This window comes from Streptomyces sp. NPDC093109 (assembly GCF_040701725.1).
In the GTDB taxonomy this organism is placed as follows: domain Bacteria; phylum Actinomycetota; class Actinomycetes; order Streptomycetales; family Streptomycetaceae; genus Streptomyces.
Map to the genome: position 1 here is coordinate 1 of NZ_JBFBEZ010000017.1, position 16048 is coordinate 16048.

General features: G+C 67.7%; 15 protein-coding genes and 3 pseudogenes. 7 read left to right on the forward strand and 11 right to left on the reverse strand.

The genetic code is table 11. The annotated features are described in order from the left end of the window. Window positions 1–501: 501 nt before the first annotated feature. From AB0389_RS17980 to AB0389_RS17990, 3 genes are all read right to left on the reverse strand, one after another. Window positions 502–840, reverse strand: a complete 339-nt coding sequence (locus AB0389_RS17980; RefSeq protein WP_366396379.1) for a hypothetical protein — start codon at window positions 838–840, stop codon at window positions 502–504. Between the two features lie 246 nt (window positions 841–1086). Then, complete coding sequence (locus AB0389_RS17985; protein WP_366396380.1) at window positions 1087–2604, reverse strand: MFS transporter; 1518 nt, start codon at window positions 2602–2604, stop codon at window positions 1087–1089. Beyond that, the gene (locus tag AB0389_RS17990) at window positions 2604–2741 is read right to left on the reverse strand and encodes a hypothetical protein (protein WP_366396381.1); all 138 of its coding nucleotides are present in this window, start codon (window positions 2739–2741) and stop codon (window positions 2604–2606) included. The genes AB0389_RS17985 and AB0389_RS17990 overlap by 1 nt, the downstream gene beginning before the upstream one ends. Before the next feature lie 103 nt (window positions 2742–2844). Here AB0389_RS17990 and AB0389_RS17995 point away from each other — a divergent pair, with 103 nt between their 5' ends. After that, complete coding sequence (locus tag AB0389_RS17995; protein ID WP_366396382.1) at window positions 2845–3405, forward strand: TetR family transcriptional regulator; 561 nt, start codon at window positions 2845–2847, stop codon at window positions 3403–3405. Window positions 3406–3447: 42 nt separating this feature from the next. Here the strand turns inward: AB0389_RS17995 and AB0389_RS18000 are convergent, their stop codons facing one another. Further along, window positions 3448–4296 carry an alpha/beta hydrolase-fold protein gene (locus AB0389_RS18000; RefSeq protein ID WP_366396383.1) on the reverse strand — a complete coding sequence of 283 codons (849 nt, stop codon included), beginning with the start codon at window positions 4294–4296 and terminating at the stop codon, window positions 3448–3450. A gap of 221 nt (window positions 4297–4517) precedes the next feature. On the opposite strand from AB0389_RS18000, the pseudogene AB0389_RS18005 reads away from it, so the two are divergent. The 3 genes and pseudogenes from AB0389_RS18005 to AB0389_RS18015 all read left to right on the forward strand — a co-directional run. Further along, window positions 4518–4676 (forward strand): annotated as a pseudogene (locus AB0389_RS18005) (DUF6879 family protein); the annotation flags it as partial. Window positions 4677–4731: 55 nt separating this feature from the next. Next, the gene (locus tag AB0389_RS18010) at window positions 4732–5592 is read left to right on the forward strand and encodes a helix-turn-helix transcriptional regulator (protein WP_366396384.1); all 861 of its coding nucleotides are present in this window, start codon (window positions 4732–4734) and stop codon (window positions 5590–5592) included. 288 nt (window positions 5593–5880) lie between these two features. After that, window positions 5881–6552 carry a class I SAM-dependent methyltransferase gene (locus AB0389_RS18015; RefSeq protein ID WP_366396385.1) on the forward strand — a complete coding sequence of 224 codons (672 nt, stop codon included), beginning with the start codon at window positions 5881–5883 and terminating at the stop codon, window positions 6550–6552. A gap of 74 nt (window positions 6553–6626) precedes the next feature. Here the strand turns inward: AB0389_RS18015 and AB0389_RS18020 are convergent. Next, window positions 6627–7169: pseudogene (locus AB0389_RS18020) on the reverse strand (MMPL family transporter); the annotation flags it as partial. Between the two features lie 141 nt (window positions 7170–7310). Between AB0389_RS18020 and AB0389_RS18025 the strand changes: the two are divergent. Beyond that, window positions 7311–7436, forward strand: a complete 126-nt coding sequence (locus AB0389_RS18025; protein WP_366396386.1) for a hypothetical protein — start codon at window positions 7311–7313, stop codon at window positions 7434–7436. Then, window positions 7433–8575, forward strand: coding sequence for a methyltransferase domain-containing protein (locus AB0389_RS18030; protein WP_366396387.1), 1143 nt, complete (start codon window positions 7433–7435; stop codon window positions 8573–8575). The genes AB0389_RS18025 and AB0389_RS18030 overlap by 4 nt, the downstream gene beginning before the upstream one ends. Before the next feature lie 180 nt (window positions 8576–8755). Here the strand turns inward: AB0389_RS18030 and AB0389_RS18035 are convergent, their stop codons facing one another. The 3 genes and pseudogenes from AB0389_RS18035 to AB0389_RS18045 form a co-directional block, all read right to left on the reverse strand. Next, window positions 8756–9187, reverse strand: a complete 432-nt coding sequence (locus AB0389_RS18035; RefSeq protein WP_366396388.1) for an Imm1 family immunity protein — start codon at window positions 9185–9187, stop codon at window positions 8756–8758. Window positions 9188–9189: 2 nt separating this feature from the next. After that, window positions 9190–9546: pseudogene (locus AB0389_RS18040) on the reverse strand (DddA-like double-stranded DNA deaminase toxin); the annotation flags it as partial. A 238-nt stretch (window positions 9547–9784) separates the two neighbouring features. After that, window positions 9785–10045 (reverse strand): hypothetical protein, encoded by a 261-nt coding sequence (locus AB0389_RS18045; RefSeq protein WP_366396389.1) that lies wholly within the window; start codon window positions 10043–10045, stop codon window positions 9785–9787. Between the two features lie 569 nt (window positions 10046–10614). Between AB0389_RS18045 and AB0389_RS18050 the strand changes: the two genes are divergently transcribed. Next, the gene (locus AB0389_RS18050) at window positions 10615–11085 is read left to right on the forward strand and encodes a hypothetical protein (protein ID WP_366396390.1); all 471 of its coding nucleotides are present in this window, start codon (window positions 10615–10617) and stop codon (window positions 11083–11085) included. 226 nt (window positions 11086–11311) lie between these two features. Here AB0389_RS18050 and AB0389_RS18055 read toward each other — a convergent pair whose 3' ends face one another. The 3 genes from AB0389_RS18055 to AB0389_RS18065 form a co-directional block, all read right to left on the reverse strand. Then, window positions 11312–13903, reverse strand: a complete 2592-nt coding sequence (locus AB0389_RS18055; protein ID WP_366396391.1) for an FtsX-like permease family protein — start codon at window positions 13901–13903, stop codon at window positions 11312–11314. Next, the gene (locus AB0389_RS18060) at window positions 13900–14688 is read right to left on the reverse strand and encodes an ABC transporter ATP-binding protein (RefSeq protein WP_366396392.1); all 789 of its coding nucleotides are present in this window, start codon (window positions 14686–14688) and stop codon (window positions 13900–13902) included. Before AB0389_RS18060 ends, AB0389_RS18055 begins: the two co-directional genes overlap by 4 nt. Before the next feature lie 356 nt (window positions 14689–15044). Beyond that, window positions 15045–15935: a cellulose-binding protein gene (locus AB0389_RS18065; RefSeq protein ID WP_366396393.1), complete on the reverse strand. Its 891-nt coding sequence runs from the start codon at window positions 15933–15935 to the stop codon at window positions 15045–15047. Between the last annotated feature and the right edge of the window lie 113 nt (window positions 15936–16048).

Below are 16048 nucleotides of genomic sequence, written 5' to 3' on the forward strand. Positions count from 1 at the left end.
CGCCGGAAGGGGAGGTGTCAAGGGCGTAGCGCAGCGGAGTCGGCGCAGCCGACGCGACGTAGGAGCGCCCTTTACACCTCCCCTGGAGGCGCGACACTGACAAGAGGAGGGGCGGCCCCACGCCCAGCGCCCAGCTTCTCGCCCCCGTACACCCCGATCCACCTCTCGGTACTGACCCGCAGACAGCAACGGCACGGGAGGTAGGTGGCGGGTGGCGGGAGGTAGGTGGCGGGAGGTAGGTGGCAGGTGACGGATGGCGGGTAGCAGGTGGCGGATGGCGGGGTTGCCGGGACGTGCGCGGCGGCACGCGGCTCCCGCACGAACACCCACCCCGGCGCGGCCTCGCGGCCCCGGGGCCGCCGCGGACAAGTCGACAGACCGTTAGCAGGACACCCCTCAAGGGGCGTCGGTCGCACTCGGAGTCGGGCTCATCCGCAACAGCCACCACCGTTCTCGCTGTCGCACTCGATGTTCTGGTGAGGAACTCCCGTGCAGGCGGGGTCAGTTGAAGACCACCAGGTCCGTGCGGATCCGGAGGCCACTGCTCCAGGCGACGTTGATCCTGACGGTCACGATCCCGGCGGCGGGAACGATGTTCGCCACCGTGATGGGCGCGGCCCCCAGGAACCGTACGTTGTTGCCGTCGATCTCACTGGCCGCGACGAGGACCGTGGAGTTCGCGTTGATCACGTTCCAGGTGATGGGGTAGTTGACCCAGCCGCTGAACGCGCCCCAGTTGACCCAGCCACGCCAGATGTCGACGACGTTGCCACCAGTGGCGACGCCCTTGGTCAGCTCGGCGATTTCCACGTCTGTTTCCGGTGCGGTGATGATGGACACAGCGCTCTCCTCTCTTCTCGGGACGGGCCCGTGCGCCAACCGGCCGATCCGGCCAGAAGGCCCGCCCGTTACTCTGAGTGTCCAACCCGACGCGCTGCGCAACAACCCCTCGAAGGAGTGAACCTCGCACCAACGCGCCCGCACCGGAACAATCACGGCGTTCCCCCGTGATAAAGCCCCGTACGCGCGGGGCCCACCCCGTACGCCACGGCCCAACCCGGAGCAGTGACGGCCAGAGTCCGTCGATCAGCCGACGTCGTTCCCACCGCTGGGCCAACGCCCTTCGCCGGGTTCCGCGTTGACGGACTCGTATCCAGGCTGTGCGGTGACGGCGCCACGGGACGCGGTCACGGCGGCTGCGCAAAGGGCGATCGCTCCGGCGACGATGAACGCGGTCGTGTAGCCCGATTCGGCCGGCGGCTGTCCGGGCGCGGTCGCCGCGGATGTCACGATCACGGTGGCGAGCACGGCGCCGAGAGCTCCGCCGACGGTGCGCAGGATGGTGTTGACGCCCGTGGCCGCGCCGGTCTGCTCCTGGCTCACAGCGCCGACGACGAGGCCGCCGAGCGAGGAGAAGGCAAGGCCGTAGGCCAGACCCAGGAGAGCGCTCCACAGGAGCACCTGTGCGATGTGCCCGTGGAGCAGGCCAAGGCCGCCCAGCGCGATCGCCGCGAGGACCGCTCCCGCCCGGAAGGCGGCCCTGGCCCCCAGGGCGTCCGAGATCCGCGCCGCGAGTGGCGCCGCGAGGAGCGTGCAGACGGCGATCGGGGCCATCAGGACCCCGGTCCGGGCGGGAGAGTAGCCGAATCCGTACCCGAGGGCGGTGGGCGTCTGGACGAACAACGGCAGGAGCGTGACCGCGGCGAACATCCCCATGCCCACGACCAGGGTGGCGACGTTCGTGGCGAGCAGCCGCGGCCCGGTCAGGAGGCGCAGGTCGACCAGCGGTGCCGCGACGCGCCGCTCGACGAGAGCGAATACGGCGGCGAACGCGACCGCGGTGACGAACAACGCGATGATCCCCGGCGAGGACCAACCCCACGCGCGGCCCTGGCTGATGGCGAGCAGGAGGGCGACCAGCGCGCCCGCGAGCAAGGCCGCCCCCGCGAAGTCGACCCGGCCCGCGGGAGCAGCGGAGGCGGACGGCGACGGCACACGGACCATCCCGGCCAGGGCCAGCAGGGCCAGCGCGGCGACCAGCCAGAAGAGCGCCGCGGGACCGCTGACGCCAACGAGCGGACCGGCGACGACCATGCCAAACGCCCCGCCGACGCCGAACATCGAGCTGAGTGCCGCGACGACACCGCCCAGCCGCTCGGCGGGAAGGTTCTGGCGGGCCAGCCCGAAGGCGCAGGGGAAGACGCCGCCGGAGAACCCTTGAATCACACGGCCCGCCACGACTCCGGTGTAGGAGCCGAACTCGGTGCTCACCGCGGCCACCAACGACCCGGCCAGCAGCAGCGCGAGACCGGTGACGATGACACGACGATGGCCGAACAGGTCGCCGATCCGCCCCGCCACCGGCGTCGCCACCGCGGAGGCGAGCATGAACGCGGTCAGGAGCCAGGTCGCACCCGTCGCGGACACGTCGAGTTCGCGGGCGAACACCGCCAGCGCGGCGAGCACGATCGTCTGCGCGATCGCCACGCCGAAGGCGGCCAGCAGCAGGACCGGCGACCCGCCGCCGGCAGGTCGCCTCGTACCGCCTCGGAGCTTACGTACGACGGACATTACGGCGGCCGTCAGCGCGGTCAGAACCCGCATCAGCGCCCCTCCTCGACGCCAGGCACCGCCGCGGCCGGCTGCTGACGGGCCCACGCGAGGGCGGCAGCCGGGTCGTCCGTGTCCGTGGTCGGTGACCAGTGGCCATCGCGTGAGCGCGGTGTCAGTGATCGGCTCATCCTCACTCATCCTCACTCCCCCTCGGCAGAAAGTAAGGGAACCCTAACCTATTAGAGACCGGTGGTCACTAAATGGACCCGCCGAATTCGTAGACTGGCGTCCGTGAAGGCGAGAACATCCAAGCCGGGCCGCCCCGCGCGGCTGAGCCGTGAGCAGATCATCGAGGCCGCGCTCGGCTGCGACATGCGGACCGTGACCATGCGCGACATCGCGGAGCGGCTCGGCGTCTCGCACTCGGCGCTCTACCGCTGGGTCAAGAACCGCGACGAACTCCTCGACCTCGTCGGCGAGGTCCTCGTCGAACGCATCCTCCCGACGGCCGAGCCGACCGCCGACACCTGGCGGCAGTGGCTGTCGGACCTCGCCTGGCGGATGCACGACCAGTTCCTCGCCGTGCCCGGGTACGCGGCGCACGTGGCGATGCCGCACCACCACAACGCGCAGGCGTTCGGCCGGCTGCACGACCGCGTCGTCTCGGCGTTCAGGTTCGCCGGCGCCTCCGACGACCTCGCCGAGCAGAGCTGGTACATCTTCGGGCTGGGCATCGTGCAGTGGCTGGGCGCCCGGCAGGTGGGCCACGACCTCGGCCCGGCCGCGCCCCGTTTCGACCTCTTCCTCGACGTACTCCTACGCGGACTGCCGGCGCGGGAGCCCGGTTCGTAGTCCTCCGGCCGCTGGTTCCAAGATTCCAAGAACAGTGCGTGCTCAGCCCTCGTCTGATCGCCACAGCCAGCGGAGGGCATCGGGGAGCAGGACGCCGCCGTGGTTGGGGCTGTGACCGCCGTCGCCCAGGACGAGGCGGAAGTCGTAGCCGGCTTCCGCGAGCGCGGCGGCGACGCGCAGGTTGTTGGCGAGCCAGTTCCTCTCGGGCTCGTTCCAGTGCAGGTCGCGGTGGCCGGCCTGGAGGAGAACGCGCAGTGGCTTGCCGGGGGTGTCGCGAATGAGTCCGGGGTAGGGGTTGCCGCCGGGCATCTGCGTGAAGCTGGACAGGAACGCGGCGACCCGGCGGAACTTGTCGGGGCGCAGCCAGGCCGCGGTGAAGGCGCAGTTGCCACCGCTGCTGCCGCCGCAGATGCCCCACTGACCGGGGTCCGCGGTAATCGAGTAATGCTTGCTGACCTCGGGGATGATCTCGTCGAGGAGGAAGCCGGCGTATCGATCGTCGAAGGCGTCGTACTCGGCGTTGCGGTTCTTCGGGTCCTCGGCGCCGGGGAAGACGCCGGGGTCGACGAACACCCCGATGGTGACCGGGATGTCCCCCCGGTGCATGAGGTTGTCCAGGACAATCGCGCCGCGGACCTCGCCTGCGGGATCCAGGTACCACCATCCGTCCTGGAACACGATGAGCGACGCCGGCTCGGCAGGGCTGTAACCCGCCGGCACATGGACCCAGAACTTCCGGGACGTGCCGGGGTAGACCGCGCTGTCGTTCCAGTCGAACTCGATCGTCTCACCGGAGGGCACGCCGGGCTGTGCGGCGGAGTCGGGGCCGTGGACGTAGCGAACGTCCGACTGGTGGATCGGCAGCGGCTGGTAGGGCACCTCGATCGTCACGCGGGCCAACCTAGGAGAGATCATCGTCGAGCACCAGGCCGAGCCCCGCGCTCCACCTTGCCGGGGTCTGGACGGCGGCACCGAATTGCTGTGCAATGAAACGCAATCGAGTCTGTACGGGGAGGACACCATGCAACTGCGGTTCGTAGGGATCGACCCGGAGACGGGTACTTCCAACTCGCCGACCGTCTGGGTACGGGAGCGTGCCGAAGAGTTGGACTTCCTACGACTTCCGGCACTGGCAGCGGACCGGCAAGCGGGACGTGGACCCGGCCTCCGCGTACTGGGGGCCGTGGGTGGCGCTCGTAAAAGACGCCGTGCGACGTGGTGTTGAGGTCCGCCGGGTCCGTATCGTCTCCGAGCCGGTCTCGGACTGCGTCACCCCACAACCACTACATGATCTGAGCACGATCACCGAACCGGACAAGCCGACTCATGTCTCACTCGCACCACCCCGAAGCACTCGACAGCGTAGAAGAGGTCCGCAGGGCCGTAGCCGCTCAGCTGGGAACGATCAGGAGGGACGCGGGGCTCACCGGACTTGAGCTGGCCAAGCGGTGCGGCTGGCACGCGTCGAAGAGATCTCGGATCGAGAACGCGCGCACCCGGCCGTCGGACAAGGACATACGCGCCTGGTGCCGAGCGTGCGGCGCCGAGGAGCAGATTCCCAACCTCATCGCGTCCTCGCGTGATGCCGACTCGATGTACCGCGAGTGGAAGCGGGTCCACAGCCGTGGCCTAAAGAGGGCACAGGACTCCGTCGTACCTCTGTACCTGCGTACCGAGCACATGCGCGTGTACTGCTCGAACGTCATCCCGGGCCTTGTCCAGACCGCGGGCTACGCCACCGCCCTCCTCAGCTCCATCGCCGCGTTCGAGAGCGTCGCGAATGACGCCGAGGAAGCCGCGATCGCGCGCGTCGCACGGTCGGAGATCATCTACGACACGAGACGCCGCTTCGCGCTGCTGATCGAGGAGGACGTTCTGTACTTCCGCTTCGGCGACGCCGACGTCATGTCCAGGCAACTCGGCTATCTGCTGTCCGTCATGACGCTGCCCAACGTGTCCCTCGGGATCATTCCCCGGAGCGCGGTCCGCGAGATGTGGACGCTCGAAGGCTTTGTCATCTATGACGACGTTCAGGTGCAAGTCGAAACGCTGTCGGCCGACATGAACATCAAGCGCCCCGGCGAGGTCATCCTGTATCAGCGCGCCTTCCGCAAGTTGTCGGAGATGGCGGTCCACGGCAGCGCCGCGCGGGCTCTGATCCGTGAGGCCCTCGGCACGCTCGACTGACACTCAAGGCCGATTCCTTTGCAACCTTGTGCAATCTCATTGCTCGGACCGCGCGCGAGTTCCTACCTTCGAGCCACGACCACGGCTCAACCTCACGGAGGTACGCATGAGCACAGCAGTCCGCTTGAGGACCCGTGACCCGCGGGTCATTCTCAACGCGCCGGCGTCGAGGTGGATGAGGAGCTGTGGTCGGTAGACGCGTCCGACTGCTCCCCGTGCGACAACAAGGTTCCCGACAGCCACTGACCCGTGAGCGCCGGCCTCACCGACCCCGCCCGAAGGATCACGTTGCCCGCACCACACAACATCGACCATGAGCGCGAGCTGTGGGACGCCTTTGCCCTGAGCACCAAGGACAAGGTGTTCGCGTCCGAACCGGTCTTCCGCTGGACGCAGTACGCGGGCCACGGGCCGGGCGCCGAACTCCTCGGATCTCCCAGGACCGCGCTGGAGATCGGCTGCGGTACGGGCCGGGCGCTGGCCCACCTCGCCCGGCAGGGCGTCACGGCGACCGGGGTCGACATGTCACCGGTCATGGTGGAACACACCACCGAGCGATGGGGCCCGGACGGCGTCCGGTTCGTGTGCGCGGAGGTGCTGGAGCATCTGCGCGCCGTCCCGGAGACGTACGACGCCGTCTACTCCATCTTCGGGGCCGTCTGGTTCACCGACCCGGAGAAGCTTCTCCCGCTGATCGCCCAACGCCTCAACCCTGGCGGCGTCCTGGCCTTCTCCCACCCGCCCGCCATCCCCGGCGCCTACGGCCCCCAGGGCATGTACAAGGGCGGCTTCGCGGGCCCGGCGCGCTACACGTACCGCTACAGCCACACCCCCGAGAGCTGGGAACGGCTGCTCCTGAACGCCGGCTTCGCCGAGGCCGACGCCCGGATCCTCGACGCCCCGACCGACGGCCACATCGGCACCCTAATCGCCCGCGCCACCGTCGCCACCGGTAGCTGACGACGCCGCGCGACTGTGCCCGCCTCCGGTAGTGGAGGCGGGCACACAGCAGGTAGCTGTCTCTCCGAGTCGCGTCAGACCCGCGCCCCGTCCTTCGCGGGCAACGCATCGGCCGTCACCGGGTGTTCCGGGCCGGCCTCGCTCAGGCCGAAGCGGTCGTGGAACGTGCGCAGGAAGCCGGGGGCGTACCAGGCCGAGCGGCCGAGCAGGCGCATCGCGGCCGGGACGAGTACGCCGCGTACCGCGATGGCGTCGATGAGGATGGCGAGCCCGCTGCCGAGGCCGAACATCTGCATGAAGCTGATCTTGGCGACGCCGAAGGCGAAGAAGCTCACCGCGAGCAGGAAGGCCGCCGCGCTGACGATGCGTCCGGTGTGGCCGAGGCCGTCGGTGACGGCGGTCTCGTTGTCCGCGCCCAGGTCGTGGAGTTCCTTGATGCGGCTGGTCACGAAGACCTCGTAGTCCATGGACAGACCGAAGGCGATGCAGAACATCAGGACCGTCATCGCCATCTCCATCGGCTGCGATGTGAAGCCGAGCAGGGAGGAGAGGTGGCCGTCCTGGAAGATCCAGGTCATGACGCCGAGGGTGGCCGCCAGGCTGATCCCGTTGAGGACAGGGCGCGCAGCGGCGCGGATGAGCCCGCCGACCGATCCGCGCGCGCCCTGCCTATTGCGCTGCTCACACGGAAGAATGCGTTGAGTAACCAAGCGTGAACCGGCAGGAGACCGGGCGGACAGGCGGCAAGGAGTTACGCGTTGAGCGGCAGGCACGGAGACGGCAAGGGCGGGACCGAGGGCGACCGGAAGCAGTCGCCGCGTGAAGGGGACGGCCGGTGGAACAAGCCGGTCAGTAACCCGCCCAAGAAGGACAAGGACAAGTGAGAGCGCCTGTGGGCACACCGCGACGCCTCGCGGAGATCCTGGCGGACAGCGGGGCCGTCCCGGCGGGGTGGGCTGACTCGATCGCCGCCGTACCACGGGAGTTGTTCCTGCCGGATGTCGTGGAGGCCGGGGGTGAGGTGGTCTCGCGGAGTGTGAGCCCGGGGCGTTGGCTGGCGGTCGTGTACGACGATGTGCCGTTGACGACGCAGATCAACGACGGCCGTGAACTGCCGGACGGGGCTTATCGGTTGCCGACCTCGTCCAGTTCGATGCCGAGCGTCATGCTGGAGATGCTCGGTCTGCTGGATGTGGCGGAGGGCCACCGGGTGCTGGAGTTGGGCGCGGGCACCGGGTACAACGCGGGGTTGCTCGCGCACCGGCTCGGGTCGGGTCACGTCACCACGGTGGACATCGATCCGGTGCTGGTGGAGCGGGCGGCGGCAAACCTGCGGGCGGCCGGGTTCGCCCCGCGTGTCGTGTGCGGCGCGGGCGAGAAGGGGTGGCCGGGCGGGGCTCCGTACGAGCGGGTGATCGCGACGTACACGGTCCCGGAGATCCCGTACGCGTGGGTGGAGCAGGCGCCGGCCGGGCGGATCGTCGCGCCGTGGGGCGGGTCGTTCTTCTCGCACAGCTTCGCCGTGCTGGACGTGGCCGACGGCGAGGCGCACGGGCGGTTCAGCGGCTACCCGGCCTTCATGCGCACACGCACCGGGCGCCCCCACCGCGGCTATCTGTCGGACTTCCTGCACCACACGGACGAGGACACACCGTCCCGTACGGCCCTGTCGCCCCTGGCCATCGCCGGTGACGCCGACGCGCAGTTCTTCGTCGGCCTGGGCGTCCCCGACGCGTGGCACCTGCTCGTGGATGCGGACGACGGGAGCGGCGAGGCGACGTGGTGGCTGCTCGCGGACGACGGGAAGTCATGGGCGGCGGCGGAGTACGTACCACCGGGCGACGACGCGGACCGCACGTACGCCATCGGGCAGTACGGCCCGCGCCAACTGTGGGACGAAGCGGAACGCGCCTACCGCACCTGGGACTCCCACGGCCGCCCAACCCGCGCCCGCGCCGGCCTGAGCGTCACCCGCACCGGCCAACGCGTATGGCTGGACGCCCCGTTGAACGTCGTCGGGTGAGCCTACGGGCTCGGGCGCGGGTATCTGGTTTGAATTAACCATCACTTCAAGAAGAATTTCACGGTATCCCGAAGAACAGACGGATCCAAACCTATCGGCCAGCCCGACCGATTAAGCCCAACTCCAGCACCTCGCATCCTTCCGCAAGGCGGTCTTGCAATTTTCACTAAACGAATCACCTCAAAGCTGAGCGTCCTGCCATTTAACACAGGTTGGGCGCCGCCCTCCCGAGGATAGGAATTCCTTAGTGGCGCGACGCACAAGGTCCACAGAAATCTCCGAATTGGCCGGAAACTCAGCCACATACCCTTGGATGTAATAAACAGATTTAGAATGACTATCGGACGACCCCAACGTCACAACATTCCCATCGGAATCCAGATACGCAAGAAGTCCCATTTGGAGGTCTCCGTTGACCCCAACCAGCAGTTCATGATCAGGATATCCGGAAGGCATGAGCTCTCGCTCCAAAGAATGGACCTGAGCAAGATTCTCGTGAACCGAACCTTCCAGGAGAGAATCGATCAGCACATCGACCTCCTCAGCCGTACGAAGCAATTCCGGCTGCTCACCGTATTCCAGTCGGTATCGCACTTCAGCGCGAGCCTTCATTGTCAACGCCTCCCGTATCTCTGATTCCGCCAGGAGCCACCCTCGTCCTGCCAGTGCACTGTGAGCGATCGATCGCCGCCCAGTAGAGTATTCAACACCTGATCGCATCCCAATCTGACCGTACACGGCCCAGTCGGGAAGTTGATTACCAAATTCGCGTCCGCAATACCATCTCGCGCCATGATGGCAGCGAATTTCTGTTCAACATCGCTGGCACGCCAGGAGTTTGCCCTTCCCGGCAACATACCTCGCTGGCGAAGAGTGTCATTGACCCAGCCAATCAAGCCAGCATCTTCTCTTGTATTTCCGCTCACCAGATCGTACGAAGCACCATCACCTGCGACAGCATGGCCAGAGGTCGGGCCCCCTCTTGATAAGCCGGGAGTCTGGCTGCCGCCGCGTCACAATCAAAGTTACAGTTGTGGACGAGTACCGGTGTGGCCCCCGCCAGCACATCGACCGACGCCCCAGACGACCCGCCGCCCGCCACGGCCGTCGTCCGCTGACGTTGCCGTCAAACGCCCGAGAGGCCCCACCGAATAGCTATTCGGTGGGGCCTCTCGAAATATCTACAGCATGTTATGAGCTGAGGCCGACTTACCGAGTCGCCTGAAGGCTCTCCTCCAGTGTTTCCAGTGAAATCTCACCTTGCACCCATGCCGTGACGTATTGCAGGTCATGAACCGAAAGACCGAAGGCCGATCGAAGAACTTGGGCCAGCCGGAACGGCGCCGACCTCAAGTTCGGATGCTTATCGATTAGGAGATCGGTGATCTCTGCGACGCTGCACCCAATCCCGCGGTACTCGACGGCCAAGCACGCCAATCGTTCAATTTCCTCGTCCATCAGTTCCCTCATCTTCGGAATGTGGCAAGGACTTGCTGGAAGTCCCCGTCGAGCCTCGGAACTGCTTCATCGATTGGAGTCTGCGGCACCTGCGCCAGAACGATTCGCGCGATGCTCCCGACAGGCGCAGAACTCGCGGTGAGATTCCAGCATGACAGAAGATTCTTTACGGGTGGAATTTTCATCGGAGATTGACACCTACCGAGAATGATTGATTTCCTGCCTGCAGAGGACGGGCCTCCAAGTAGATCATCGCCATCAAGGTCAAATCCTCCTGGAGACCCTTCTGTCGTTGCTCATGTTGCATGTGACATGATTCGTAGATGGTTAATGAACTGCCCGACTCACGTACACTTCTCAAGGGGACCGATTGGTCTCACCTAGAGCACGGCGGTGGGCCAGCGACTCCAGGAACGCCGGTCAAACTGGCCGGACTTGCGTCCGGGAATGCCGGTGTAGTGACTATTGCCCTTGACCACCTCTGGAACGATCTCCTTCATCAAGGGTCTCTCTACTCCGCAACACCTGCGGCTGCACTGTACGTTGCTGCCGTCCTCGGGGAGCCCAGGGGCAGGGAGTCCTTGACCGCTCCACATCGAACCAAGTTGCTGGAGTGGCTAGCAGAAGCGGCTTATGCCGTAAGCGTTTCGAGGGAGCAACAGCTGGAAGAATGGTTCAGCCCTGCAGCAATGGATCACAATTCACTCTTCGGTAAAATGCGAGCGATTCGCCCTATTCTTTTCCAGGGCGTTTTTCCCTACATTTCCGATTCGGATAAAAGTACGACAGAGGCTGCACTGCTTGCCGCTGTCCATCTCCTGGACGCCCCGGAACTCGCATCCCGTATCGGAGCGATAGCCCCCAAAGTGCGGAGCGTATTGGCTGTCAGCTCCAAGAAAAGTTATCGAGATACGGCGATTTCAGGGCTTGCGGCCTGGGGTGAAGACGTTACGTCGCTAAAGGGTCCGACGGGATCGACGGAAAAAGAAAACGACTCCTGGAATAATTTCTGGAACTCGAACAGGGGACCTCTTGACACGCCGCCCTTTTAAGGGCAAAAACGGCGGGAGGGGAGCGGCACCCCTCCGAGTTCCTGACCCAGACATCGGTTCCATGGGCAGCCTCATTTCAGCGATGGAGATCGTCCCGAGAGAGCAGGGTCCCGTGCGTCGGGGTGGGTGAGTGGACGCACACGGCCCGGCCCACCACCCGCACAAGTCCGGCCCCGATGGATGTTGGAGGACATCCACCGAGGCCGGAAGGTTTGATCCTATCGTCCTACTCCGAGGCGATCGCGTTCAGGACATTCATCCGCCCCGCCCGGAACGCCGGTACCAGCGCCGCGAAGAGGCCGACGAAGGCGGAGGCGACGAACACCGTCAGGATGGTGGGCCAGGGGATGTCAAGGACGCCCATGCCCTCCAGGGCCAGCAGCCGCTGGGCCGCCGTGCCCCAGCCCATGCCCAGGCCGAGGCCCAGCAGGGCGCCGAAGAGGGCGATCACGACGGACTCCAGGCGGATCATGCGGCGCAGTTGGCGGCGGGAGAGGCCGATGGCGCGGAGCAGGCCGATCTCGCGGGTGCGTTCGACGACCGAGAGGGCCAGGGTGTTCACGACGCCCAGCACCGCGACGATGATCGCCAGCGCCAGCAGGCCGTAGACGATGTTGAGGAGCTGGCCGACCTGGTCGCGCAGTTCCTGCTTGTAGTCGGCCTGGTTGCGTACCTGGTACTGGGGGTACGGGGCGAGCGCGTCCTTGAGGGCCGCGTATGCCTGCTTCTCCTTGCCGTCGACGGCCGCGGCGAACATGATCATGTTGTCGGGCAGCTTGTCGGCGGGCAGATACCGTGCCGCGGTCGTGACGTTGATGTACATCGTGCCCCTGTCGATCGCGACATCGTCCGAGGTGATCGCCGCGACCTTCAACTTCGCCGTCGCGCCGCCCTTGAACGCGACGGTCAGTTCGTCGCCGACCTTGACGCCGTGGCTCCCGGCGTAGGTGTCGCCGACCGACATGGCGTCCTTGCCGTACGCGGCGGAGAGGTCGCCCGCGACGGTCTCGCGGCGCAGATCCTGGGCGTAGGTGGGGTCGGCGGCGGCGAGGTCGGCGCTCTCCGTCCTGCCGTCGGGGGACGTCAGCCTGGCCTGGAGCCACTTGTACTCGGTGACATGGTCGAGGTCCGGGGACTTCTCCAGGGCGGCCTTGGCCTGCGGGACGATCGTGCCGCCGCTGTCCGACTGGACGATGAAGTCCGCGCCGACCGACCGGTCCAGCTCCTGCGTGGCCGAGGCCAGCATCGAGGAGCCGACCACCGACAGGCAGGCGACCAGGGCCAGCCCGATCATCAGGGCCGCGCCGGTGGCTCCCGTACGGCGCGGGTTGCGCAGCGCGTTGCGCTCGGCCATGCGGCCGACCGGGCCGAACATCCGCAGCACGACCGTGCTCAGCACCCGTACCAGACCGCCCGCCAGCAGCGGGCCCACCACCACGAACCCGAGCAGCGTGAGGACGACCCCCAGCCCCAGATACGCCGAGCCCTCGCCCGCCTTGTCCGCGCCGGCCGCGACCAGCAGGGCCGCCGCGCCCAGCACCGTCAGGACGAGGCCGGTGATGCCCCGGATCCGGCCCGCGTGCCCGTCCGCCGGCGTGCCCGCGTCGCGCAGGGCCGCCATCGGGGAGATCCGCCCGGCGCGCCGGGCGGGTACGTACGCGGCGACGACCGTGACGACGACGCCCAGGACCACACCCAGCACCGGCGTCGTCCACTTCACCGTCAGATCGTCCAGCGACAGCTCCATGCCGATGGCCGTCATCAGCTTCATCAGCCCGACCGCGATCCCCACCCCGGCCGCGACCCCCGCCACCGAGCCGACGACCCCGAGGAGCACCGCCTCCAGCAGCACCGAGCGGTTGACCTGCTCGCGGCTGGAGCCCAGCGCCCGCATCAGGCCGATCTCCCGGGTCCGCTGCGCCACCAGCATCGAGAAGGTGTTGACGATGAGGAAGATGCCCACGAGGAAGGCGATCCCGGCGAAGCCGAGCATCGCGTACTTCATCACGTCCAGGAACGACCCGACCTCCGAGCGGTTCTCCTCCGCGGCTTCCTTCTGTGTCAGTACTTTGTACGAGCCGAGGTCCGATCCCAGCGCCGCCGCGACATCCCGCTTCAGCTCGGTCTGACCGACTCCCGGCTCGGCCGTGACGTCGATCCGGGTGAACCGTCCTGTGGTGCCCAGCAGCGCGCGCTGGGCGGTCTCCGTGTCGAAGAAGACGATCGTCGCGCCCGGGTTGGTGACCATGAAGGTGGCGATCCCGGATATCTCCGCCGTCACATCGCCCGTCGGCGTGATGGTCCGCAGCTCGTCACCGAGCTTGAGGTGGTGCTTGCCGGCGGTGTCCGCGTCGATCATGACCTCGTCCGGCCCGGCCGGCTCGTGACCGGAGGTGATCTTCATCGAACGGAGGTCGTTGCGCGTCCAGTTGCCCGCGATGGTGGGGGCGCCGTTGGTGCCGCCCAGGTTCTTGTCGGCGGAGTCGACGACGGTCACGCTCTGGCTGCCGACGGCGCCCTCGACCGACTCCACGCCGGCCGCCTTCTCGACCGTACGGAGGGTGGCGGCGGGCAGGGTGTCGGGCAGGCCGTTGCCGTCGCCCGGACCGTTGCCGCCGTCGTCGTCGTCCGCCTTCGGAGCGACCGTCACATCCGCCGACGTCGCCGCGAAGAGCTTGTCGAACGTCGCGTTCATCGTGTCGGTGAAGACCAGCGTCCCGCTCACGAAGGCCACCGACAGCAGGACCGCGACGGCGGAGAGCGCCATCCGCCCCTTGTGCGCGAGGAAGTTGCGCAGCGAGGTCCTGAACACGGTCACGAGGTCCGCCCCCGCGCGTCGAAGTCCTTCATCCGGTCGAGCACGGCGTCGGCCGTCGGCCGGAGCATCTCGTCCACGATCCTGCCGTCCGCGAGATACAGCACCCGGTCCGCGTACGACGCCGCCACCGGGTCGTGCGTGACCATCACGATGGTCTGGCCGAGGTCGTCGACCGACCTGCGCAGGAAGCCGAGCACCTCGGCGCCGGAGCGCGAGTCGAGGTTCCCGGTCGGCTCGTCACCGAAGATGATCTCCGGCCGCGCCGCCAGGGCCCGCGCCACCGCGACACGCTGCTGCTGACCGCCGGAGAGCTCCGTCGGCCGGTGCTTCAGCCGGTCGGCGAGCCCCACCGTGTCCACCACCTGCTGGAGCCACGCGGCGTCCGGCCTGCGGCCCGCGATGTCCATGGGGAGCGTGATGTTCTCCAGGGCGTTGAGCGTCGGCAGCAGGTTGAACGCCTGGAAGATGAAGCCGATACGGTCCCGGCGCAGCCGCGTCAGGTGCTTGTCCTTGAGCGTCGTTATCTCGGTCTCGTCGAGGAAGATCTCCCCCGAGGTGACCGTGTCCAGACCCGCGAGGCAGTGCATCAGCGTCGACTTGCCGGAGCCGGACGGCCCCATGATCGCGGTGAACTCCCCCCGGGCGATGTCCACATCGACATGGTCGAGCGCGACGACCCGGGTCTCCCCCGCGCCGTACGCCTTCAGCACTTGGCGTGCCCGTGCCGCGACGGCCGTACGCCCTCCAGTACCCCCGTGCCTGGGAATGGTCACAGCCGTTGTCACGGTATGTCTCCTATATCGCCGGACGCACCGTCCGTTCGTCCGGCGCGCGCTCCGAGTCTGCTGGTCACAGGGGGTGCGGCACACTGGTGCCCGGCGCAGTCTTCCGCCGGGGGTTCTCCCCACCCCTGGGCCCCGGGGAGCCCCCGCCCCCCGGGCGCCGCCGATGCCCCGCCCTTCCCCGTAAGAAGACGATAAGGACAGACCGGTGCCTTCCTCCTCCTCCAGCGGTACGACCGGCCCCCGGGCCGAAGTAAGGAGTTACCCCTAAGGGGCTCCACCCCGGAACCCTGAGCACAGAGAACAGGGCCCCTGGGGAACCAGCTCCCAGGGGCCCGCCACGTGCCTGATCCGCCCGCTCAGTCCGCCGTCGGTGCCCGGCCCGTCAGCGCCGCCAGACTGTTCCGTACGTGCGCCATGTGCGCGCGCATCTCCTCGCGCGTCTCCTCGTGCTCCCGCACCAGCCGCTCCGTCTCCCGCATGACCCGCTCCGCCCGCACCCGCGCCTGCGCCATCAGCTCCGCCGCCGTGTCCTGCGCGTCCTCCTGACGGTGCCTCGCCTGCTCCCCCGCCTCGGAGAGCATCCGGCGGATCTCCACGAGCCGCGCCTCCGCGGACGCGACCAGCGCGTCGTTCTCCGCCGCCAGCGCGGCCCCCCGCCGGTCGAACTCCCGGTCGTCGGCGGCCAGCATCTCGCCGTGCTTCTTCTCCAGGTCGTCGATCACCCGCTGCGTGCGCCGGCGCACCTCCGTCAGCGCGTCGAGCGCCTCCGCGCGCTGCGCGTCCGTCTCGGTACGCGCCTCGCCCCTGAGATCCTCGGCCGCGTCCAGCGCGCGCTCCGTGACCTCGACGGCATGCGCCTCCGCCTCGGCCCGTATCTTCTCCGACCGCTCCCTGGCCGCGTCCCGCAGCCGCCTGGCCGACTCCTGGGCCGCGTCCAGAACCGCCTGGCACTCCTCGCGCACCTCGCGCCGTACGGTCTCGTCCTCGGACTTCGTCAGCGCCAGGATCTGCTGGGCCCGGCTGCCCAGGTTGTCGTACGTCGGCTGCTCCAGCGCGGCGACCCGCTCGGCCAGCCGGACCGACTCCGTCTCCATCCGCTCCGCCCGAGCGGTCATCTGCTCCACCCGTTCCCAGGCTTCCTCGCAGTCCTTGATCAGCGCCGCGATCCGCTGATCAACCTGCTCCGGCCGGTAACCGCGACCCCACACGGACGCGAAGCCATGAGTCGACAACGGTGCAGCACCCATCTTCCAGCCCCTCTCGGACACACAACGCGACACACAACCCTTCAACACACCCAGAGCCGGCCACCGCCGGATACGACCAGGGCGCCCGCCCGCCAATCAGCGGGGGCGCCCCG

What these genes read in the sequence shown, in the direction of transcription:
- AB0389_RS18065 (WP_366396393.1), bottom strand. Translation starts at nt 15,935, where the DNA reads ATGGGTGCTGCACCGTTGTCGACTCATGGCTTCGCGTCCGTGTGGGGT.
- AB0389_RS18045 (WP_366396389.1), bottom strand. Translation starts at nt 10,045, where the DNA reads ATGAGGGAACTGATGGACGAGGAAATTGAACGATTGGCGTGCTTGGCC.
- AB0389_RS17990 (WP_366396381.1), bottom strand. Translation starts at nt 2,741, where the DNA reads ATGAGCCGATCACTGACACCGCGCTCACGCGATGGCCACTGGTCACCG.
- AB0389_RS17985 (WP_366396380.1), bottom strand. Translation starts at nt 2,604, where the DNA reads ATGCGGGTTCTGACCGCGCTGACGGCCGCCGTAATGTCCGTCGTACGT.
- AB0389_RS18010 (WP_366396384.1), top strand. Translation starts at nt 4,732, where the DNA reads ATGTCTCACTCGCACCACCCCGAAGCACTCGACAGCGTAGAAGAGGTC.
- AB0389_RS18035 (WP_366396388.1), bottom strand. Translation starts at nt 9,187, where the DNA reads ATGAAGGCTCGCGCTGAAGTGCGATACCGACTGGAATACGGTGAGCAG.